The organism is Streptomyces sp. CB01580 (assembly GCF_001905795.1).
Lineage (GTDB): Bacteria > Actinomycetota > Actinomycetes > Streptomycetales > Streptomycetaceae > Streptomyces.
Genome location: NZ_LIXJ01000002.1, coordinates 265215 through 287802 on the forward strand (window position 1 = coordinate 265215; position 22588 = coordinate 287802).

16 protein-coding genes are annotated in these 22588 nt (G+C 69.2%); 9 read left to right on the forward strand and 7 right to left on the reverse strand.

Annotation, left to right across the window (positions count from 1 at the left end; translation table 11 throughout):
- Positions 1–146 precede the first annotated feature (146 nt).
- The 5 genes from AMK22_RS03690 to AMK22_RS03710 all read right to left on the reverse strand — a co-directional run bounded on the left by AMK22_RS03690 (position 147) and on the right by AMK22_RS03710 (position 6666).
- Entirely contained in the window at positions 147–1682 is a 1536-nt protein-coding gene (locus AMK22_RS03690; protein WP_073781759.1) for a glucoamylase family protein, read from the reverse strand.
- A gap of 315 nt (positions 1683–1997) precedes the next feature.
- A complete protein-coding gene (locus tag AMK22_RS03695) occupies positions 1998–3200 on the reverse strand; it encodes a glycoside hydrolase family 1 protein (protein WP_073781760.1) in 1203 nt (400 codons plus the stop codon).
- Between the two features lie 266 nt (positions 3201–3466).
- The gene (locus AMK22_RS03700; RefSeq protein WP_073781761.1) at positions 3467–4402 is read right to left on the reverse strand and encodes a carbohydrate ABC transporter permease; all 936 of its coding nucleotides are present in this window, start codon (positions 4400–4402) and stop codon (positions 3467–3469) included.
- Positions 4399–5391: a carbohydrate ABC transporter permease gene (locus AMK22_RS03705; RefSeq protein WP_073781762.1), complete on the reverse strand. Its 993-nt coding sequence runs from the start codon at positions 5389–5391 to the stop codon at positions 4399–4401. The genes AMK22_RS03700 and AMK22_RS03705 overlap by 4 nt, the downstream gene beginning before the upstream one ends.
- A gap of 24 nt (positions 5392–5415) precedes the next feature.
- The gene (locus AMK22_RS03710; protein WP_073781763.1) at positions 5416–6666 is read right to left on the reverse strand and encodes a sugar ABC transporter substrate-binding protein; all 1251 of its coding nucleotides are present in this window, start codon (positions 6664–6666) and stop codon (positions 5416–5418) included.
- 270 nt (positions 6667–6936) lie between these two features.
- Here AMK22_RS03710 and AMK22_RS03715 point away from each other — a divergent pair, with 270 nt between their 5' ends.
- Positions 6937–7932, forward strand: coding sequence for an acetylxylan esterase (locus AMK22_RS03715; protein WP_073781982.1), 996 nt, complete (start codon positions 6937–6939; stop codon positions 7930–7932).
- 237 nt (positions 7933–8169) lie between these two features.
- Here the strand turns inward: AMK22_RS03715 and AMK22_RS03720 are convergent, their stop codons facing one another.
- On the reverse strand, positions 8170–9222 hold the full coding sequence (locus tag AMK22_RS03720; RefSeq protein WP_073781764.1) for a LacI family DNA-binding transcriptional regulator: 1053 nt from the start codon (positions 9220–9222) through the stop codon (positions 8170–8172).
- Between the two features lie 174 nt (positions 9223–9396).
- Between AMK22_RS03720 and AMK22_RS03725 the strand changes: the two genes are divergently transcribed.
- From AMK22_RS03725 to AMK22_RS03760, 8 genes are all read left to right on the forward strand, one after another.
- Positions 9397–9888, forward strand: coding sequence for a MarR family winged helix-turn-helix transcriptional regulator (locus tag AMK22_RS03725; RefSeq protein ID WP_073781765.1), 492 nt, complete (start codon positions 9397–9399; stop codon positions 9886–9888).
- Between the two features lie 527 nt (positions 9889–10415).
- Positions 10416–12764: an ABC transporter family substrate-binding protein gene (locus AMK22_RS03730; RefSeq protein WP_073781766.1), complete on the forward strand. Its 2349-nt coding sequence runs from the start codon at positions 10416–10418 to the stop codon at positions 12762–12764.
- Positions 12765–13454: 690 nt separating this feature from the next.
- A complete protein-coding gene (gene typA, locus AMK22_RS03735; RefSeq protein WP_073781767.1) occupies positions 13455–15359 on the forward strand; it encodes a translational GTPase TypA in 1905 nt (634 codons plus the stop codon).
- 532 nt (positions 15360–15891) lie between these two features.
- Complete coding sequence (locus AMK22_RS03740) at positions 15892–17544, forward strand: peptide ABC transporter substrate-binding protein (RefSeq protein ID WP_073781768.1); 1653 nt, start codon at positions 15892–15894, stop codon at positions 17542–17544.
- A gap of 168 nt (positions 17545–17712) precedes the next feature.
- The gene (locus AMK22_RS03745; RefSeq protein ID WP_073781769.1) at positions 17713–18636 is read left to right on the forward strand and encodes an ABC transporter permease; all 924 of its coding nucleotides are present in this window, start codon (positions 17713–17715) and stop codon (positions 18634–18636) included.
- Between the two features lie 31 nt (positions 18637–18667).
- Positions 18668–19591 (forward strand): ABC transporter permease, encoded by a 924-nt coding sequence (locus AMK22_RS03750; protein ID WP_079185906.1) that lies wholly within the window; start codon positions 18668–18670, stop codon positions 19589–19591.
- Between the two features lie 17 nt (positions 19592–19608).
- Positions 19609–20664 (forward strand): ABC transporter ATP-binding protein, encoded by a 1056-nt coding sequence (locus AMK22_RS03755; protein WP_073781770.1) that lies wholly within the window; start codon positions 19609–19611, stop codon positions 20662–20664.
- A complete protein-coding gene (locus tag AMK22_RS03760; RefSeq protein ID WP_073781771.1) occupies positions 20657–21808 on the forward strand; it encodes an ABC transporter ATP-binding protein in 1152 nt (383 codons plus the stop codon). The genes AMK22_RS03755 and AMK22_RS03760 overlap by 8 nt, the downstream gene beginning before the upstream one ends.
- A 207-nt stretch (positions 21809–22015) precedes the next feature.
- Here AMK22_RS03760 and AMK22_RS03765 read toward each other — a convergent pair whose 3' ends face one another.
- Positions 22016–22540, reverse strand: coding sequence for a hypothetical protein (locus AMK22_RS03765; RefSeq protein WP_242433819.1), 525 nt, complete (start codon positions 22538–22540; stop codon positions 22016–22018).
- Between the last annotated feature and the right edge of the window lie 48 nt (positions 22541–22588).

Below are 22588 nucleotides of genomic sequence, written 5' to 3' on the forward strand. Positions count from 1 at the left end.
ATTCGGCTACGGCTCGCGAGTGATCTCACCTTTGTGAGGCTATGTCCACTGTCGGCGGCCCGCGACCGGGCGAAGACGCCGCCCGTGACCACGCGGACGGCGCCCCGGCGACCGTGTGGTCACGGGCGGCGCCGCCCCGCGTGCGGTCAGATGGAGAAGCGCTCCTTGACGAGCAGCGGACGCACCCGCGACCGGAAGCCACCCGTACGGAACGGCCTCTGCAGCAGACCCGGCCGCAGTGCCTGGGCCAGTGCGGCGGCGATCATCCCCTGGTCGAGGGCGAGCATGTAGTCGCTGACCCGCCCGGTGCTCACGTTGACGGAGTCCCGGAACCCGTATCCGGCGTGGTAGGCGCCGAAGTCGCGGTCGAGCGCGCGCAGGTTGGCGATCGCCTCGTCCGGCGCGTAGGGCAGGGCGAGGAACGAGGCGTGTGGGGTGACCACACCGTTCGTGAACGCCGACGGGGGCGGCAGCGGGGCGCCGTCCGTCGTGTACGTGCGGTCGGTGTTGGAGGCGTACCCGTCGACCTGCATGCCGAGCGCGTCGACGCCGTACTCCTGGTACCCGCCCTCGGGGATGTTGGCGGGGGAGAAGCCCCAGTACCCGTACCTGGCCTCCTCCATGCCGTGCTCGATCTGGCCCCGTACGTAGCGCCGGTGCGTGAGGCCCCAGGAGCGCGGCGACCACTCCGCCTCCGGCACGAACAGCGGCACCATCAGCGCCTCGAACATGGAACCGCCCCAGCTGGGGACGATCTTGCGGCCCCGGTGGGTGTAATGCCCCTGCCAGACGCGTACGCCGTCCATGGCGACGTAGGCGCCTTGCGGGTGCTGTTCCTGCTCGTGCTCGGGGAGCATGGTGCGCAGCAGGTGCCAGTAGTGGTCGGCGGGCAGCGAGCCGTCCGCGATGCCGAGGTAACTGGCCATGCGCGGCTCGGTGTTGAGCGCGCCGTAGTGGTGGCCGGTGGGTTCCCCGGTGTCGGTCCAGAAGCCGCCGCGCAGCTGCCCGGGTCCGGCGACGGGGTCGGCCGGGTCGTATGGGGTGTAGTAGTACGACCAGTCCGCGGTGGCCAGGATGCGGCCGATGCGGGGGCGCAGGGCGGGCGCGGCGTCGGCGGCGATCCGCAGACCGGTGACCAGCCAGGCGTTGTCGACGGACGACAGGAACGGTCGCACCGGGTCGTTGGTGCCGGGCCACTCGGTGATGACCGAACCGTCGTGCGCGTCGTACCAGTTGAGCCAGAAGCCGTGGTGGCGCTCCAGCTTCTCGACGGCCCGGACGGCGCGCTCCAGGCGGCGTTCCATCGTCGAGCCGTCGATGACGCCGAGTCCGGCCGCGGCGACGGTCGACCAGAGGCCGCAGCCGATGTTGGTCGGCGAGGTCTGGCGCGACTGGACGGGTGCGCCGGGGCCGCTGACGTCGATCTTGTCGACGGCGAGACCGAAGTCGGTCGTCATCGCTTCCATGGAGCGGTACGTGTCGCGGAACCAGCGCCGCAGCAGCGCCGCGTTCGAGCCGTGCGCGAGCCGGGCGGCGCCGGTGGCACCGGTGGCACCGGTGGTGCCGGTGGTGCCGACGGTGTTCGCGGCGGGTACGGCGCTCGCGGAAGATACGGACACCGCGCCGAGCGACAGGGCGGCTGCCCCTGTTCCCGCGGCGGTGAGAAACGTGCGACGGTCCATCAGAATCCTTCGAAGAAGAGCCACCGACTGTGGACGGTGGACGGATTTCGTTCGTCGGTCGTGCTGAGGGCGCGGGGCGCCGTGGTGCGTACGGCACCCGAGCGGGCGACGCGCGTCGGCGGGGCTGGACACGCGCGTCGCCCGCACGGGCGGGGTCGTACGGGAACCGGGCGGTCGTCAGGTGCCTCCGGGTTCCCGTACGGGCGGGAGCGTCGTCGGATCGCTCCCGGTCTCGGGCCGACAACGGCCTGTGGGCCGAGGTCGGTCGGTGGGCCGAGGCCGGCCGGGGCCGAGACGGGTCGGCGGGCCCTGTGGTCAGTCGGCGATGCGCGGCAGGGCGCGCGTGCGGCCCATCTCGCCCAGCCAGCGGGCGGACGGCTTGGGCAGCCGCTCGAAGGTCTCCGGGTCCCAGCCGATCAGTCCGAAGGTCGGCTTGTAGGAGCCCCACTCGTAGTTGTCGAGCGCGCTCCACGCCAGGTAGCCATGGATGTTCAGGCCGTCCTCCAGGCCACGGGCGACCTCGTTCAGCGCGCCGGTGTAGTAGTCGATCCGGCGGCTGTCGTCGTCGGTCGCGATGCCGTTCTCGGTGACGATCAGCGGCATGTCCTTGCCGATGACCTCGGCGGTGTGGCGCAGCGCGTGGCCGACGGCGGACGGGTAGTACTCCCACTGGGTGAGGGTGCGCTCGGCGTCGTCCGGCGTCGGGATCGGGCCCTCGGGGCCGATCTTGGTCCGGGTGTAGGACTGCACGCCGATCCAGTCGTCGCCGCGGGCGGCCTCGATGAAGACATCCTCGCGGGGATACCGGTAGGCCGCGGTGACCTCCTCGGCGCCGGGCAGGGCCTGGTAGACCTGGTTGGCGATGGTCCAGCCGACCTGGATGCCGGAGTTGATCGCCCGGACCTCCTTGACGGCCGCGTGGTGGGCGGCGATGACGGCCTCGGTGGTCTCGTCGTCGGGGGTCGGCAGGCCCGCGGGCGGGAAGCTGTTGTCGCCGCGCTTGGCCTGGCCCGCCATGACGGCGATCATGTTCGGTTCGTTGATGGTGCAGACGTGCGTGACGTCCTCGGCGATCACCGGTGCGCAGGCCGCGACGTAACGGGCGAAGAGATCGACCGCGCCCTCGGCGGTCCAGCCGCCGCGCGCCTCGAACCACTGCGGCACCGTGAAGTGGTGCAGCGTGATCATGGGGCGCAGGCCGCGTTCGACGGCGCCCTCGACCATGCGGCGGTAGTGGGCGAGTTCGGCGCGGGAGAAGCGTCCCTCGGCGGGCTCGATGCGCGCCCACTCGATGGAGAACCGGTAGTCGGTGAAGCCCAGGGCGGCCAGCACGTCCATGTCCTCGCGCCAGCGGTGGTAGCTGTCGCAGGCGTCCAGGCTGGGCTCCTGGATGTGGGTGCCCGCGGTGTGCTCCTTGACCCACCAGTCGCAGTTGGTGTTGTTGCCCTCGATCTGGTGGGCGGCGGTGGAGGCGCCCCAGAGGAAGCCTTCGGGGAACGGGACCTGGGTGTGAGTCATCGCGGAATGTCCTTCTGGTGCGTGAAAGGGGTGTGGCCGACGCGGGGTGTGGGGTGCGCGGCCTCGTACGTTTCGGTGGGGCGGCGGTCTCGTGCGGGCCGGTGCTGCGGACCGGCCCGTTGAACCGGTTCGCGTGCGCCGGTTCCGTGCGCCGGTCCCATGAACCGGCTCATGGAACCGGCCGCCCGGGGAAGGCCCGCCCGGGGCGATCTCCCCGAGGCGGTCCTCGAAGCGGTCTTCGAAGCGGTCTTCGGAGAGGCGGGCCGTTACTTCATGCCTGCCGTGGCGATGCCCTGGGTGAAGTGTCGCTGGAGCGCGATGAAGACGACCAGGACCGGCAGCACGATCAGGAACGAGCCGGCCATCAGCATGCCGTTGGAGCCGCCCGCCTTGTTGGGATCGGTGGCGAAGGTGGCCAGCGCGACCGGGAGGGTGTACTTGTCGGGGTCGTTGGTCGCGATGAGCGGCCAGACGAAGTTGTTCCAGGAGCCCAGGAACGTGAAGATCGAGAGCGTCGCCAGGGCGGGCTTCACCAGCGGCATGACGATCCGCCAGAAGATGTACCACTCTCCGGCGCCGTCCATCCGGGCCGCTTCCAGCAACTCGTCCGGGATCGACTGCATGAACTGCCGCATCAGGAAGACCCCGAACGCCCCGGCGGCGAACGGAAGCACCAGACCGGCGTACGAGTCGATCAGCTGGAGCTTGCTCATCAGCACGAACAACGGCAGCAGCATCAGGTTGCCGGGCACCATCAGCGCGCCGAGGACCAGCCCGAAGATCTTGTTGCGTCCGGCGAAGTTCAGCTTGGCCAGGGCGTACCCGAGCATCGAGCAGAACACCAGGTTCGAGACGGTGACCAGCACCGCCACGATCACCGAGTTCATGAAGTACAGCGGCAGATCGAGCTTGTCGAGCAGGTTCCGGAAGTTGTCCAGGGTCCACTCGGTCGGGAGCCATACCGGCGGGCTGGCCGTCAGGTCCTGCTGCGTCTTGAAGGCGGAGACCGCCATCCAGAGGAACGGCGCCGACATGACCAGCAGGCCGACGGAGAGCAGGACGTAGACGAGGACGCGCCCGGGGCCGCCGGTCCGGTCCTTGCCGGCAGACCGCCGCGAGCCCCCGGACCTCGACGGCAGCGGATCCCCGGACTTCTTCTCCGGCGCCGTCGGAACGGCGCCCGGTGCACTGGTGGCGCTCATTTCGTGTTGTCCTTCAGCAGTCGGAGCTGCAGCACGGTGATGCCCATGATCACTACGAAGAGGACATACGCCATGGCGCTCGCATAGCCCATGTGGAAGAAGTTGAAGCCCTCGCGGTACATGTTCAGCGAGACGGTGAGAGTGGAGTCCGAGGGGCCGCCCTGGGTCATCACGAACGGTTCCTCGAAGACGTTGAGGTAGCCGATGGTGGTGATCACCGTGGCGTAGAGGAGTGTGGGCCGCAGCAGGGGCACGGTGATGCCCTTGAACTCCTGCCACACGCCGGCCCCGTCCAGCCGCGCGGCCTCCCGCACCTCGGTGGGGATGGCCTGGAGACCGGCGATGAAGAGCACCATGACCGTACCGAGGTTGCGCCAGACCGCCATCGCGATCATGGAGGGCATGGCGAGCGTCTCGGAGCCCAGGAAGTCGGGCGCGGTGAGACCCACCTCGGAGAAGAGGCCCGCGACGAGTCCGTCGGTCGGGTCGAGCACGAACCGCCAGACCACGGCGACCGCGACGATGGTGGTCACCACCGGGGCGTAGAAGCCGACGCGGAAGAAGGTCCGGGCCCGGTCGATGCCGTTGTTCAGCAGTACGGCGACGATCAGCCCCAGGAAGATCGTCAGGGGGACCCCGATCACCACGAAGTACGCCGTGTTGAACAGCGACTTGAGGAACTTGTCGTCGCCGAACAGCTTGACGTAGTTGTCGAAGCCGATGAACTCCGCGTCCAACGGGTGCGTGACGTTGCGCAGCCCGAAGTCCGTGAAGCTCATCGCCAGCGTCGCCAGGATCGGGAACGCCATGAAGACGAGGAACAGGACCAGGAAGGGCGTGGAGAACAGCCAGCCGGCCACGTTCTGCACGCTCATCGAGCGTTTCCTGCCGTCCCGGCGACCCGCGGGCCCGGTGGCCGGGGACCCGGAGGCCCCCGGCCCGGCCTGCACCGTGGCCGACTCCGCGGCCTTTGAGGTCATGGTGCGCATGACTCCTACTTCACGAGATCTTGGTTACTTCACGAGAGCTTCGATTTCGGACTGAGCCGTCTTCAGCGCGTCCTCGGCGGACGCCTTGCCCTGGGTGACCTTGCCGATGGCCTGGTCGACCTTGTCGGTGATCTCGGTCCAGTTGGACAGCGAGGGGGAGGCCTTCGCGGTGTCCATCTGCTTCTTGAAGACCTGGAGGGAGGTGTCGTCGGCGAGGTCGCCGGAGGTCCAGGCGGAGGTGTTGGCCGGCAGGTCCTTGGTGCGCTTGTACCAGTCGGCCTGGCCCTTGGTGTCGGTCAGGTACTTGATGAACTCCGTGGCGGCGGCCTTGTGCTCGCTGTCCTTGGAGATCACCAGGGACGAGCCGCCGGCCATGGAGACGGAGGACTTGTCGGCGGGCACGTTCGCCACCGCCCACTTGCCCTCGATCTGCGGCTGGCTCTCGTTCAGCAGGGTGACGTGCCAGGGGCCTCCGAAGAACATCGGGACACGGCCGTTGCCGAAGTCCTTCACCACGTCGTAGCCGGGCTGAACGGACTTGTTGGACAGGCCCTTGTCGAAGTAGGAGCCGTACTCCTTGAGCGCCTTGACGGCCTCGGGGCTGTCGATGACGGCCTTGCCCTTGGCGTCGACGATCTCGCCGCCGGCGGAGTAGAGGAAGGAGTAGAAGTTCTGCACCGTGTCCAGGCCGCTCGGCTGGATGGACAGACCCCACTTGGTCCCGGCCTTCTTCTGGTAGGCCGTGGCGAGGTCCTGCATCTCCTTCCAGTTGGTCGGAGCCTTGGTGACACCGGCCTTCTCGGCCAGGTCGGTGCGGTAGTAGAGGACGCGGGTGTCGACGTACCACGGCACGCCGTACGCCTGGCCGTCCACCTCGCCCTGCTTCCAGCCGGACGGGAAGAAGTCCTTCTCGTCGAACTTCTTGGTGTCGACCGGCTCCAGGACGCCGAGTTCGGCGAACTCGCCCATGTAACTGCCGCCCATCTGCGCCACGTCCGGCAGGGTGCCGGCGGCAGCGGCGGAGACCAGCTTCTGGTGGGCGACGTCCCAGCCGACCGGGGTGACCTTCACGGTCACGTTCGGGTTGGCCTTGGTGTACTCCTTGGCCACATCCGTGAGCTTCTCGCCCTCGGCGCCCATGGCCCAGACGGTGATCGTCTGCTTCTCGTCCGCCGCGACGCCGTCGCCACCGGAACTGCCGCACGCGGTGACACCGAAGGTGAGCGCGGCGGCGACGGCGATCCCGATCGAGACGGTTCTGGTGGTGCGGGGCATGGAGGGCTCCTCCTTGAGCAATCCGGATGTATGCGCTGCCTGTAAGCGCATACATCACTCTGCGACAGGAATTCGGAGTTCCGCAAGAGGGTGCTAGGTCACACTCGTGCAACGCGCCGGACGCCTGGACGTTCGACTTGGCACGTTAGATGCACTGTTTGTGGAATTGGTAATGATGTGACCGATTGGCGGATGAATATGACGGATTGCGCATAATGGGTCACGGATTGTGCGGGGGTGCGGGGTGGCGGCTTCGGTACTGTCGCGGCCATGACTTCGTTCGAACACGATTTCCCCTTCGATCCGTCCTACGGGCGCACGCTCGACGACCTGCTCCGCGTCCCCGCCCCGGCCACCGCCCCGGACGACTTCGACGCCTTCTGGCGGGCCCGGTACGCGCAGGCGCGCGCGGTCGCCACGGAGCCGGAGCTGGGCCCGCTGGAGGAGGAACGCGACGGCGTACGGATCCACGGGGTGACGTTCACGTCGGTCGGAGGGGTGCGGCTCGGCGGCTGGGTCGCGCTGCCCGCCGAGGGGGCGTCGGCGGAATACGGATTCGTCATCGGGCACGGGTACGGCGGCCGCGAGGAGCCCGGCCCCGACGTGCCGCTGCCGCTGCCCCGGTCGGCGGCGATCCTGCCGTGCGTACGGGGTCTGCCCACGCGCGGTCTGCGGGAGGGCGTACCGGACGCCTCCGCCCGGCACGTCCTGCACGGCATCGCCTCGCGCGACACGTACGTCATAGGCGACTGCGTGGCGGACCTGTGGTGCGCCGCGTCGGCGCTGAACGAACTGGTCCCGGAGACGGACCCCCGGGCGGGCGGCCCGCGGCTCGGCTACCTCGGCGAGAGCTTCGGCGGCGGGCTCGGCGCGCTGGCCCTGCCGTGGGACGACCGGTTCGGCGCCGGGCAGTTGACGGTGCCCACGTTCGGCAACCACCCGCTGCGGCTCACCCTGCCCTGCGCGGGGAGCGGGGAGGCGGTGCGCGGACACCACCGCACGCACCCGGAGGTCACCGAGGTGCTGCGGTACTTCGACGCCGCCACGGCCGCGACCCGGCTGGAGCTGCCGGTGCTGGTGGCAGCGGCGCTCTTCGACCCGTCGGTGCCGCCGCCGGGACAGTTCGCCGTGTACAACGCCCTGCCCGGTGAGCGCGAACTCCAGGTGCTGAGCGCGGGGCACTTCGAGCACCCGGGGCGGGCGGCGGAGACGGAGGAGCTGTACGCGGCCCGGCGGCGGTTCTTCGGGGCGCATCTGAAGGCGTGACGGCGGCGGGCGGGTCCGGTGAGGCCCGCCCGGCGACTCGCTCCGGCCGACGGGGCCGGTGGGCGCGTTCCGGCAGCCCGGCCCGCGTCGGGGGAGGGATCGGGCCGTGGGCGGTTCCGGCGGGTCGGTCCGGGGCGAGTTCCCGCGGGCCGGTCCCGGCGGACGCCGCTCCGGGTGACCGCGGCTCGCGCGTCGTACTCGTGCGGGTGCGGGTACTGGTTCCGGTGCTCGTACCGGTCAGACGCAGCCGCAGCTGGCGCGGCGGACCACGGACACCGGCAGCATCAGCGACACCGGTTCCCGCCCGCTGTCGCCCAGTCGCTGCACCAGCAACTCGACCGCCTGCTCGCCGAGTTGGCGGATCGGCTGGCGCACGGTCGTCAGCGAGGGGCGGACGATCCGGCTCAGCGGAATTCCGTCGAACCCGGTCACCGCGATGTCCTCCGGCACCCGCACCCCGCGCCGCTCCAGCGCCCGCAGCGCGCCCACCGCCATCTGGTCGTTGGCGAACAGCATGGCCTCGGGCCGTTCGCCCTCCCGGTCCAGCAGCGCCTCGGCGGTCCGCGCGCCCTCCGCCTGCGTCATGATCTCTGCCCGCAGGTCCGGCGCGTCCGGCACCGGCAGCCCGGCGTCGCGGCACGCCTCCCGGAAGCCGCGGAACCTCGCCTCGGCGTCCGGCGACTCGACCTCGCCACCGACGAAGGCGAGCCTGCGCAGCCCGTGGTCCTCGATCAGGTGGCGGGCCAATTCGCGCTCCCCGTCGGCGTTCGCGACGACGATGTGGTCGAGATGGTCGATCTCACGCGGCCCGGCGAGCATCACCACCGGCAGCCGCCGCGAGATCACTTCGAGGTCCTCGGTCGGCACGGTCCGCGCCAGCACGGCGAACCCGTCGACCCGGCCCGCCACCTTCGCGACGCTCTCCGGTCCGCCCTCCAGCGACGCGGCGATCAGCAGCGCGTACCCGTGTCGGCGCGCCGCCCGCTCCATGCCGCGGATGATCTGGTCGGAGTAGAGCATCACCGCGTCGTCGGCGTCGCTGTCCGCCTCCGCGTCGGCCTCGGCGTCGGGGTCGGCCATGTCGGGGAAGCAGAGACCGAGCACGCCGGTGGTCCGGCTGGCCAGGCCCCGGGCGTTCCCACTGGGTACGTAACCGAGCTGGCGGGCGGCTTCGAGGACCCGCTCACGGGTCTGGGCGCGTACCGAATCGGGGGTGCGGTAGACCCGGGAGACCGTGGCAATGGAGACGCCCGACCGCTCGGCGACGTCATACACCGTTGGGGCGCTCACTCGATCGACCGTCCGTCCGTTCCCTCTCGCGCCCGTACGTCCCTGCCGCCGCACGTGCCGACCCTCGTTTGAAAGCGCATTCACCCTAGATCGCTGGTCACGCAAGGGGCAAGAGCATCCCAATAATTGACAGGCGGCCTTGCAAGGTGGCCTGTGCATCTTTACGTTGGCGCCATGCCGGAACCGACTGGGAACCCGCCCGCCGAACTGCCTGCCGCATCGTCCCCGGAGCCGGAGCCGGAGCCGGAGCCGGAGCAGGTCGCGCTGCGGCTGAGTGCCGTGCTCGGCCGGCTGCTGCGACGCATGCGCTCCACGTCGTCGGAGGGCCTGCTCACGCCGACGCAGAGAGCGGTGCTCGCCCGGCTGGACCGGGAGGGGCCGGCGACCACGGCTGCGTTGGCCCGTGCCGAGTACGTGCGTCCGCAGTCCATGCGGCTCACCGTCGGCGCGCTGGAGAGCCGGGGGCTCGTCGAGCGGGCGCCGGATCCGGCCGACGGCCGCAAGTCGGTCGTGTCGATCACGCGGACCGGGCTGGAAGTGCTGACCACGCTCCGGACCGCCAAGAACGACTGGCTCGCCGAGGCGCTGGCCGCCGAACTCGACGACGAGGAGCGTCGCACGGTCGCCGAGGCCGCGGAGCTGCTCGACCGGCTGGCCGGGGGGTGAGCGGGGGCCCGCCAAGGAGGACGCCCCGGAACGGTTCGCCGCGCCGCCGCGCCCGTCGCGGGCCGTTCAGCCGCCGCCTGCGCCCGCCGCCGCCCCTCGTGCGTCGACCTCCGGAACCGTCGACGCCGTCCGCTCGGCGGCCGACGGCCGCAGGCGCACGGAACGAGGGCCGTTGAAACCGCGGAAATCAGGCCGTGGAGCCGTGGGCCGCGGAGGACGGGGTGCGGAGCGTGCCGGGCATGGAACGCGGAACTCGGGCCGTGGGAACCACTGAACACGGGGGCGTGGAGCCACGGGATGCGGAGCATGACACGTGAGCCCCGGGTGCGCGGGCGCGTGCGACTCCCCGGTATTGCGCTGCGCGGGTGAGCTTCGGGAAGCCCCCGCCGTGTCTGCGCCGCCTCACGCGCGTGTGCGCTTTCAGTGGATGAGCGAACCAGTGTGATCAACTGCATATGCCATCCAAAACGCACAAATCCGGCCCGTCTCGGTGCGGGTGGGTCGGGCCGGCCCCGGAGGTATCAGCCATGTCCCACGTCGGCGTCCCGTGGGGGACGGCCCGTAAGCGCCGTTCGCTCGCGCTCCTCACGACGGGCGTGCTGACGCTCCCCGTACTGGCCGGCTGCACCGCCGACGACAGCGGATCGGCGACGGCCGCCGCCGCTCCCCAGGACGTCGCGGCCACGGGCCGGGGCTCGGTCGCCGCCGGGGGGACGGTCCACTGGGCGATCGACTCCGTGCCCGCCACCCTCAACGCGTTCCAGGCCGACGCCGACGGTTCCACCACCCGCATCACCGGCGCCGTGCTGCCGACCCTGTTCCCGCTGGACGCCCGGGGCAGGCCGCAGCTCAACCCGGACTACCTGGAGTCCGCGAAGGTGATCGAGCGCGAGCCCCGGCAGGTGGTGCGCTACAAACTCAACCAGAAGGCGGTGTGGAGCAACGGCCGGGAGATCGGGGCGCCCGACTTCGTCGCCCAGTGGCGGGCGCTGAGCGGCAGGAACTCGGCGTACTGGACCGCGCGCAACGCCGGGTACGACCGCATCGCGAAGATCGAGCGCGGCGCCGACGACCTGGAGGTCCGGGTCACCTTCGCCAAGCCGTACGCGGACTGGCGCTCGCTGTTCTCCCCGCTGTACCCGAAGGAGGTGACCGGCGCCCCGAACAACTTCAACGACGGCGCGCGGACCACCCTGGCGGCCACGGCCGGGCCGTTCCGGCTGAGCGGTGTGGACGCGAAGGCGGGCGAGGTCACTCTCGTCCGTGAGCCGCGCTGGTGGGGGAAGCCGGCCAAGCTCGAATCACTCGTCTTCCGCGCCGTCGCGCCGAAGGACCGACTCCAGGCCCTGACCGAGCGCAAGGTGGAGGTCGCCGACATCGACGTCGGCACGGCCAACCGGGTCGCCTCCGCGGCCCGCGGCAACGGTCCGAACGGACAGCCCCTCGCCCACGGGCCCGGGGCCGCGGACGACCCGGCCGCCGCGATGCGTTCCTGGGCCATGGCGTACGGCTCGAACGAGACGGAGGCGGCTGCCGCGCGAGCGGCCAGGGAGAAGGCCCGGGCCGCCGCGGAGGCGTACACGGCCGAGCAGAACGCGCTGCGCTCGTACGCGGTCCGCAAGTCGCTGGAGCCCGCGTACACCCAGCTCGCGCTCAACGGCGGGTCCGGGCCGCTCTCCGACGAGCGGGTGCGGCGCGCGGTCGCCCGGGCCCTGAACCGGCAGGAACTCGTCGACACCGTACTCAAGCCGCTCGGCCTGCCCGCCGTGCCGCTCGGCAGCCATGTCGCCCTGGCCGGACAGCCCGGGTACCAGGACGGCAGCGGCGCGCTCGGCGGCGAGGACAAGGAAGAGGCGCGGGCCCTGCTGGCCGACGCGGGCTGGACCCGCGAGGGCGCGATCAAGAAGCCGGGCAATGCGAAGGCGGGCAGCGAGGCCGAGAAGAAGAACGACAAGGACGACAAGGACGGCAAGAACGGCCGGAGCGGCAACGAGGGCCCAAGAGGCGTCGAGGGCGCGAACGGCGACGACGGAAGGAACGGCGGCCACGGCGACGGTCTGGACATCGTGGGGGATGACGGCAAACCCGGTGACACGGACGGAACCACCACCGGCCTGCGGATCCTCGCCCCCGCCGCAGCGGCCCACAGCGCCGCCCTTCTGCGGCAGGCGGGGCACCTGGCCGGAACGGGCATCCTCAAGGACGCCACCGCCACGATTGCCGCCCAGGACCAGCGGCCCGGCGGTGCGGCCGGTGCCTACGCCCCCGCCGGGACCGCCGCCCCGGCCCCGGAGACCGGACGCGGTCCGCTCGGCAAGGACGGCCAGCCGCTGAACCTGCGCTTCGTCCTGCCGTCCGGGCCCGGGTCGGAGCCGCTGCGCGCGGTCGGCGGCAAGATCTCGGCGATGCTCGACTCGATCGGCATCGGCACGTCGATCACCAGGGTCTCCGACGACAGCTACTTCCAGGACCACATCGCCGCCGGCGACTACGACCTGGCGCTCTACTCCTGGCCCGCCACCGCCTACCCGGCGACCGACAACCGCCCGATCTACGCCAAGCCGGTGCCGGCCGGTGACGGTTCGCTGGTGGTCGAGCAGAACTACACCCGCGTCGGGACGGATCACATCGACCAGCTGTTCGACAAGGCGGTCTCCGAGCTCGACGAGGGGGCGGCCCGGGACCTGATGAACCAGGCGGACGCCAGGATCTGGGCCGCCGCGGGCTCGATCCCCCTCTACCAGAGGCCGCAGCTCGTGGCGGCCGACGAGCGACTGGTGAACGTCGGGGCCTTCGGCTTCGGGACGCCCCACTACCAGGACATCGGCTTCAAGCGCCCGCAGCCCGCAGGGCCCCCGGCGCAACGCAAGCAGTAGCCGCAAGCACCGACCACGGCCACACCGTGCCGGGGTGCGGGACGTACGAGGACCGGCCACGAGACATACGAGGACCGGCCGTGAGACGTACGAGGACAAGACGTACAAGCGCTGGAGGAGCAGCAGGTCAGAGCGGCGCCGGAAGCTCAGAACCAGCTCAAGTCCCTTGCCTGCCCGGCTTCCCGGCGGGCAAGGTCGTGAGCACCCGCTGACCCGGGTGGCCGCTCACTCCCCCCACCTCCGGGCCTCGTCCCGGAGCCCAGCCGCTGTGGAGCCCCACCTCCGGAGCCGCTCAAGTCCCGTGTCAGACGTCCCACCGGGGACCGTGGCCGTGTCCTTCGGTGAAATCCGTCGGAAGACATGGCCACGGTGATGCGAACGAGCACCGCGCCGCGACGCGGTGAGCGCGTACGCCGACGGGGACGACGGGAGCGGGCGGCCGGCACCGATCAGGGCCGCGGCGAGCACGGATCCGCCGCGGCCCGGCGGGCGGGACACCGGACCCCGGCCCCGTCCGGAGCCCGCCGCGACCTCCGTTCCGGGGGCTGCGGGAATTCGCCGGGGAAGCCGCTACGGCGTCGGCCCTTTACGATGGTGGGTAGCCGTGGCGCGTACGCCCGGCGGGCGTACGAGGACCCGAGAGCGACTGAGACGCCTGATCCCACGATCCGAGAGAAGCTCAAGCCACACATGCCCACGCGCCATGACATCCGTAACGTAGCCATCGTCGCCCACGTCGACCATGGCAAGACCACCATCGTCGACGGCATGCTCAAGCAGGCCGGTGCCTTCGGCGCGCACCAGCTCGACTCCGTGGACGACCGCGTCATGGACTCGAACGACCTGGAGCGTGAGAAGGGCATCACGATCCTCGCCAAGAACACGGCGGTGAAGTATCACCCCAAGGACGGCGGGGACCCGATCACGATCAACATCATCGACACCCCCGGCCACGCCGACTTCGGTGGCGAGGTCGAGCGCGGCCTGTCGATGGTCGACGGCGTGGTGCTGCTGGTGGACTCCTCCGAGGGCCCGCTCCCGCAGACGCGTTTCGTGCTGCGCAAGGCCCTCCAGGCCCGGCTCCCCGTCATCCTGTGCATCAACAAGACGGACCGTCCCGACTCCCGCATCGACGAGGTCGTGAACGAGGCGTACGACCTCTTCCTCGACCTGGACGCGGACGAGGACCAGATCGAGTTCCCGATCGTCTACGCCTGCGGCCGTGACGGCATCGCCTCGCTGACCAAGCCGCAGGACGGCACCGTCCCGGCCGACTCGACCAGCCTGGAGCCATTCTTCTCGACGATCCTCCAGCACATCCCGGCCCCGCAGTACGACGACGAGGCCCCGCTGCAGGCCCACGTCACCAACCTGGACGCGGACAACTTCCTCGGCCGTATCGCGCTGCTCCGTGTCGAGCAGGGTGAGCTGCGCAAGGGCCAGACGGTCGCCTGGATCAAGCGCGACGGCTCGGTCCACAACGTCCGCATCAGCGAGCTGATGATGACCGAGGCGCTCACCCGCAAGCCGGCCGAGGTGGCGGGCCCCGGTGACATCTGCGCCGTCGCCGGCATCCCCGACATCATGATCGGCGAGACGCTGGCCGACCCGGAGAACCCGATCGCGCTGCCGCTGATCACGGTCGACGAGCCGGCGATCTCCATGGTGATCGGTACGAACACCTCGCCGATGGTCGGCCGCGGTGGCACCGGCAAGGGCGCGGACGCCAAGTCCGTCGTCAAGGACCGCAAGGTCACCGCCCGCCAGGTGAAGGACCGCCTGGACCGCGAGCTGATCGGCAACGTCTCGCTCCGTGTCCTCGACACCGAGCGCCCGGACGCCTGGGAGGTCCAGGGCCGTGGTGAGCTCGCGCTCGCCATCCTGGTCGAGCAGATGCGTCGCGAGGGCTTCGAGCTCACCATCGGCAAGCCGCAGGTCGTCACCAAGGACGTCGACGGCAAGGTCCACGAGCCGGTCGAGCGCATGACGGTCGACGTGCCCGAAGAGCACATGGGCGCCGTCACCCAGCTCATGGGTGTCCGCAAGGGCCGCATGGACAACATGTCGAACCACGGCTCCGGCTGGGTCCGCATGGAGTTCGTCGTCCCGTCCCGCGGCCTGATCGGCTTCCGTACGGAATTCCTGACCCAGACCCGCGGCACGGGCATCGCCCACTCGATCCACGAGGGCCACGAGCCCTGGTTCGGCCCGCTGCAGACCCGTAACAACGGCTCCCTGGTCGCCGACCGCGCCGGTGCGGTCACCGCCTTCGCGATGACCAACCTCCAGGAGCGCGGTGTGCTGTTCACCGAGCCCGGCACCGAGGTGTACGAGGGCATGATCGTCGGCGAGAACTCGCGCTCCGACGACATGGACGTGAACATCACCAAGGAGAAGAAGCTCACGAACATGCGGTCCTCGTCGGCCGACTCGTTCGAGGCGATCGTCCCGCCGCGCAAGCTCTCCCTGGAGCAGTCGCTGGAGTTCTGCCGCGACGACGAGTGCGTCGAGGTGACGCCGGAGGCCGTCCGGATCCGTAAGGTCAACCTGGACGCCCGCGAGCGCGCCCGTACCGCCTCGCGCGCCAAGCGCTGACGCCGGTCAGTACCTTTCGGCCCTTGTCAGTCCCTCTTCGGCCCGGCCCCTCCGCACACGGTGCGGAGGGGCCGGGCCGCTTCCGGGAAACGTCTTGTGACGGTCCGGTGGCACCCCGCGACGGCCCCCGGGACGGCCGGTGGCGCCGCGTCAGCGGGCCCTCGGGAACCGGGTGCGCGCGTTCCACGGACGTTCAACCCGTTTTCTTCGATCGGATGTCCGGTTATCGGGCGTCGCTCTCCGGAACATGTATTAACGGTCCGTTTCGGGGGTGTCTGTCTAGGATCGCTTTGTCCGTATTTCGGGTCTACGCGTGCGGTTGATGTTGCCAAAACGAGACCCTTTAGGTGTGGTTTACGGCCCAGCCGTCCTTAATAGTTGGCTCGATGAGCTCGGGTCAATGGGTCACGCACTGTGGGGAGTGCCGACTCACGAGCACACTCGGGGCACTGAACGATCGCCGTCAGGGGTGTCGGTGTATCACTCCAGTGCCCTTCTTGTAGTCAAAAGTGGACTCATGAGGAGGAAACCCATGCGTGGTGCCAAGAGCGCCAAGTGGGTCGCGGGAGCGGCAATCATCGCCCTGGCCGCGACCGCCTGTGGCGGCGGGGACGGCGACGACAAGGAGAGCGCCGGTAAGGGGGGCAATGGCGGCACGTTCCGGCTCGGTATCACCGAGCCCGTTTCCATCGACCCGGTGAACGCCCAGGAGTCCGAGGGCATGCTCGTCGCCCGGGCCATCTTCACCCAGCTCTACGACGTGGCCACGGACGGCAAGCTCGTCCCGAAGCTCGCCGAGTCCGGTACGTCCGAGGACGGCAAGACCTGGACGTTCAAGATCAAGGCCGGCACGAAGTTCACCAACGGTGAGACCGTCGACGCCGAGTCGTTCATCCGTGGCTGGACCCGTGTCGCCGCGAAGGCGTCGGCCTCCGACGTCTCGTACCACATGGCCGGCATCAAGGGCTACGACGACCTCAAGAGCGGCAAGAGCGACAAGTTCGCCGGTCTGTCCGCTCCGGACGCCAACACCCTCAAGGTCGAGCTGACCGAGGTCGACTTCGAGTTCGACAAGAAGACCGCCCACGCGGCCTTCAGCCCGGTCCCGAAGGTCGCCGGCGCCGGTGACAACAAGAAGTACAACGACGCCCCGATCGGCAACGGCCCCTTCAAGATGGAGGGCAGCTGGGAGCACAACAAGTCGATCACGCTCGCCCGCAACGACGACTACGGCCTGAACAAGGCCAAGCTCGACAAGGTCGAGATCAAGATCCTGAACCCGAGCAACAGCTCCCAGCTCGAGTACACGGGCTTCCAGTCGGGTCAGTTCGACTTCGCGCGTATGCCCACGCCGCAGCTCTCGGTCGCCAAGGCCAAGTACGAGCCGCAGGGCCAGTGGTACTCGGCCGAGTTCTCCGGCATCAACTACCTGGTCGCGTTCAACAAGAACAAGCCGCTGAACAACGCCGACGCGCGCAAGGCGATCTCGTACGCGATCGACCGCGAGGCCATCGCCAAGTCCGTCTTCCAGGGCATGCAGAAGCCGGCCACCGCGTTCCTGCCGCCGTCCTTCGCCGACACCTACCAGGCCGGTGTCTGCACCTCCTGCGTCAAGCAGGACAAGGCCAAGGCCAAGGAGCTCGCCGAGAAGGGCGGCCTGAAGCCGGGCACGACCATCGACTTCGGCTACAACACCGGTGCCGGCCACGAGGAATGGGTCCAGGCCATCGCGGCGCAGCTGAAGGAGGTCCTCGGCCTCAACGTCAAGCTGGACGGCAAGCCGTTCAAGGAGGCCCTGGCCGCGCAGCAGGAGAAGAGCGCCAGTGGTCTGTGGCGTTCGGCGTGGACCGCCGACTACCCGACCGCGGACAACTTCCTCGCCCCGCTGCTGAGCACCGCCGGTATCGGTGAGGACCCGTCGACCGGCAAGGCGCAGGGCGACAACCGCGGCCGCTACTCGAACCCCAAGTTCGACAAGCTGCTCGACCAGGCCCGTTCCGAGAAGGACGCCGCCAAGCGCGCCGACCTGTACAAGCAGGCCGAGAAGATCGCGCTCGACGAGGACCAGGGTGTCATCCCGCTCTGGCAGCGTTCGCAGTACCGTCTGGTGAACACCAAGAAGTTCGCCAACTTCAAGATGAACTTCTTCGAGGACCCGGACCTCGCGGAGATCACGCTCAAGTAAGAGCCTTCTTCAGCAGGTAGGCGAAGGCCGTGGAGTCGGAGTAACTTCTTCGGCTTCCACGGCCTTCGCCCAGTACCGGGCGCACCCCTCTGACGGCGCCCGGCGGCGGCCGCTCTCCCGATCGGATGATGCCGCCCATCCCCACACTCAGTATGTGAAGGAGGCATCGTGGGCAGATATGTGATCCGCCGGCTCGGGCAGATGATCGTCGTCCTCTTCGGTGCGACCATTGTTCTCTTCTGCTGTCTGTTCATCCTGCCCGGCGACCCCGTGGGTTCGCTCGGCGGCGACAAGGCCCGTGATCCGGCCGTCGTGGCCGAGCTCCGGGAACGTTACGGACTCAATGACCCATTGCCGGTCCAGTACGGGCACTTCGTCCAGAATCTGGCCAAGGGCGACCTCGGTGAGGACTTCACCCAGCGCCGTCCGGTGACCGAGATCCTGAAGCCGAAGCTCGCGAACACCGCCGAGCTGGCCGTCGCGGCCATCGTCATCGACATCGCGATCGGCGTCTTCGCGGGTCTGATCGCCGCATTGTTCAGATATTCATTCTGGGACGTGTTGATCACACTGCTGACCACGTTGGCCGTCGGATTCCCATCCTTCATCATCGGTATGGTCCTGCAGAAGTTCTTCGTGGTGGACCTCCAGTGGTTCCCGCTGATTTCCGACGGCTCCTTCAACTCCCTGGTCCTGCCCGCCTTCACTCTCGCGATCCTCGACGCGGCACTGGTGGCGAGACTCATGCGCGGCACCATGCTGGAGGTGCTGCGGGCCGACTACGTGAAGACGGCCGTCGCCAAGGGCCTGCCCCGGCGCACGGTTCTCGTCAAGCACGTGATGCGCAACTCGATCATCCCGGTCGTCACCTACCTGGGAATCTCCTTCGGCAGCCTGCTCGGTGGTGCGCTCATCACCGAGGCGATCTTCAACTGGGACGGTATCGGGCTCGCCCTGGTGCAGGCGGTCCAGCAGCAGAACAACCCGATCATCATCGGCGTGGTGACCTTCGGCGTCGCCGTGTTCGTCCTGCTCAACCTGATCGTCGACCTCTTGTACGCGGTCCTCGACCCGCGCATCCGTCTCGCCTGACCCCAGGCAGCCCGTTCTAGGAGTCACACCCATGACTGAGCTCACCAAGAGCACAGCGGAGGCGGGGACCGCTCAGAAGGCGGCCGCTCCGGCCGAGGCCGAGCCGGCGATCGCCCGCGTCACCCAGTGGGGCGAGATCCGCCACCGCTTCATGGCCAACAAGCTGGCCGTGGTCGGCCTGGTGCTGGTCGTCCTGCTGTTCCTGACCGCCGCGCTGGCGCCGCTGCTGGCGCCGTACGACCCGCTGGCGCAGAACCTCAACAACACCCTCCAGGCGCCGGGCGGCGACCACCTCCTCGGCACCGACGCGCTCGGCCGCGACCAGCTGTCGCGCATCATCTACGGCGCCCGCATCGCCGTCATCATCGGTCTGGCCTCGATCTTCCTGGCCTGCCTCATCGGCGTCGTCATCGGTTCCCTCGCCGGCTACTTCGGCAAGGCCACCGACTCGGTGCTCATGCGCATCGCGGACGTCTTCTTCGCCTTCCCGCTGCTGATCGGTGCCATCGTCATCATCATCGCGATGGGCCGCGGCGTCGCCCCGGTGATCATCTCGCTGGCGGTCTTCTCCTGGCCGACCGTCTCCCGACTGCTGCGCAGCTCGATCCTGTCGGTCCGTGAGGCGGACTACGTGCTCGCCGCCCGCGCGCTGGGCGCCAGCACCTCGCGGATCATCATCCGGCACATCATTCCCAACTCGATCGCCGCCGTGATGGCGTACGCCGCCTTCAGCGTCGGCAGCGCGATCGTGGCCGAGGCCGCACTGTCCTTCCTGGGCGTCGGCGTCAGCCCCGAGGTCGCGGAGTGGGGCAACATGCTGTCGGCCGCCAAGGACTTCCTCGGTGTGAAGGACTACCTCTGGGTGTATCCCTCCATCGCGATCGTCCTGACCGTCCTTGGTTTCGTTTTCGTCGGTGACGGGCTGCGCGACGCCCTTGACCCGAAGCTGCGCTGAGAGGGCGGCACCACGACATGACTACTTCACACGTCACCGCACAGGCGCCGGGCAGGCGCTCCGGCGATGCCGACACGCCCGTCCTCGAAGTGCGCGACCTGCACGTCGAGTTCAAGACCCGCGAAGGCATCGTCAAGGCCGTCAACGGCGTCAACTACAGCGTCCGTGCCGGTGAGACGCTCGCCGTGCTCGGCGAGTCCGGCTCCGGAAAGTCCGTGACCGCGCAGGCGATCATGGGCATCCTCGACTCGCCCCCCGGACGGGTCGCCAAGGGCGAGATCCTCTTCCAGGGGCAGGACATCCTCCAGCTCCCGGAGAACGAGCGGCGCAAGCTGCGCGGCCCGAAGATGGCGATGATCTTCCAGGACGCGCTCTCCGCGCTGAACCCGGTCTACTCGGTCGGCAACCAGCTCGGCGAGATGTTCCGGGTCCACCAGGGCATGTCCAAGAAGGACGCCAAGGCCAAGGCCATCGAGCTGATGGACCGGGTGAAGATCCCGGCCGCCGGCAGCCGCGTCAACGACTACCCGCACCAGTTCTCCGGCGGTATGCGCCAGCGCATCATGATCGCCATGGCGCTGGCCCTGGAGCCCGACCTGATCATCGCGGACGAGCCCACCACGGCGCTCGACGTGACGGTCCAGGCACAGGTCATGGACCTGCTGGCGGAGCTGCAGCGCGAGTACAACATGGGCCTGATCCTGATCACCCACGACCTCGGCGTGGTCGCCGACGTCGCGGACAAGATCGCGGTCATGTACGCGGGCCGGATCGTCGAGCAGTCCCCGATCCACGAGCTGTACAAGCGCCCCGCGCACCCGTACACCCGCGGCCTGCTCGACTCGATCCCGCGTCTGGACCAGAAGGGCCACGAGCTCTACGCGATCAAGGGCCTGCCGCCCAACCTGCTGAAGGCGCCGTCCGGTTGCGCCTTCAACCCGCGCTGCCCCAAGGCGCAGGACATCTGCCGCACCGACGTCCCGGCCCTGCTGCCGGTGACCGAGACGGACGGCACCGAGCTGGCCGGCCGCAGCAGCGCCTGCCACTTCTGGAAGGAGCAGATCCATGGCTGAGGACAGCAAGAAGACCGACGCCGTGGACGCCACCCCCAACGTCACCGAGGTGGACACGGCCGATGTCGCCACGGAGGCCGAGGCGGTCGCCGCCCTCGACGCCGAGGTGGACCGGGGCGAGCCGATCCTCCAGGTGCGCAACCTGGTCAAGCACTTCCCGCTGACCCAGGGCATCCTGTTCAAGAAGCAGATCGGCGCGGTCAAGGCGGTCGACGGGGTCTCCTTCGACCTGTACCAGGGCGAGACGCTCGGCATCGTGGGCGAGTCCGGCTGTGGCAAGTCCACGGTCGCGAAGCTCCTGATGCTCCTGGAGACCGCCACCTCCGGCGAGATCTTCTACAAGGGCCAGGACATCACCAAGCTGTCCGGCAGGGCCCTCAAGGCCGTCCGCCGGAACATCCAGATGGTGTTCCAGGACCCGTACACCTCGCTCAACCCCCGTATGACGGTGGGCGACATCATCGGCGAGACGTACGAGATCCACCCCGAGGTGGCACCGAAGGGCGACCGCCGCCGCAAGGTCCAGGAGCTGCTGGACGTGGTGGGCCTGAACCCGGAGTACATCAACCGCTACCCGCACCAGTTCTCCGGCGGTCAGCGCCAGCGCATCGGCATCGCCCGCGGTCTCGCGCTCAACCCGGAGATCATCATCTGCGACGAGCCGGTCTCCGCGCTCGACGTGTCGGTGCAGGCGCAGGTCATCAACCTGATGGAGAAGCTCCAGGACGAGTTCAACCTCTCCTACCTCTTCATCGCGCACGACCTGTCGATCGTCCGGCACATCTCCGACCGCGTCGGTGTGATGTACCTGGGCAGGATGGCCGAGATCGGCACGGACGAGCAGATCTACGACCACCCGACGCACCCGTACACGCAGGCGCTGCTGTCGGCGGTCCCGGTGCCGGACCCGGAGGCCCGCGAGAACCGCGAGCGGATCATCCTCACCGGCGACGTGCCGTCCCCGGCGAACCCGCCGTCCGGCTGCCGCTTCCGCACCCGTTGCTGGAAGGCGCAGGACAAGTGCGCCGAGGAGACGCCGCTGCTGGCGGTGCCCGAGCGCTTCAAGTCGTCGGACTCGCCGGCCGCGCACGAGTCGGCCTGCCACTTCGCCGAGGAGAAGGACGTCGTCGGCGCGGCTTCGTGACCCGGCGCGTGCCACGGCACGTATGACGCGACGTGTGTGACACGGACGGCCCGGAACCCCAGGGGTTCCGGGCCGTCCGTCGTGTCCGGCCGTCCTGGCCGTCGAGTCGGTGTCCGGCCGCACGGCCGCACGGACACTCACCGCGGTGCCCGACGCTCCGTCACCCTCCGCTCGTCCGACGGTGCGTCGACCCGTCCGTCCTGCGGATCACTTGTACTGGATGCCCCACAGGTTGCTGCTCTTCTTGACCGGGGCGATGTTGTTGGACTTCTTCCAGGCCTTCACCTTCTTGCAGCTACCGCCGGGCTTCGCCTGGAAGGTGTACTTGGTGACGCTGAAGCCCTTCGCCTCGTGGTACATCATCAGGCGGCCCCGGCTCTTGCCCTTCTTCTTCTGGACCTTGGCCGCGTAGGTCCAGGTGTCGGACTTCGTCCAGGTCTTGCCCAGGGAGACGCTGAACGAGGCCGATGCCTTGGCGAAGACGACGCCCGCCTCGCTGCCGACCGTGGCGGTGCCGGTGGCCGTCCAGGAGCCGGTCTTGTTCTTCGCGTAACTGATGGTCACGCCCGGCTTCGCCCAGTCGCTGTGCACGTTGGTCGGAACCCAGACGGTCTTCTTGTCGCCGATCGAGTAGACCGGGGGCCCGTCGCATATGGCGCCGGCCGAGGCGGGTGCGGCGGAGACCGCTACGACTCCGGCGCTCAGCAGAGCGGTGGAGAGAACGGTGCTCATGACACGCTTCACGTAGATCCTCCGGATCCCAGGCGTTTTGTTGGGGAC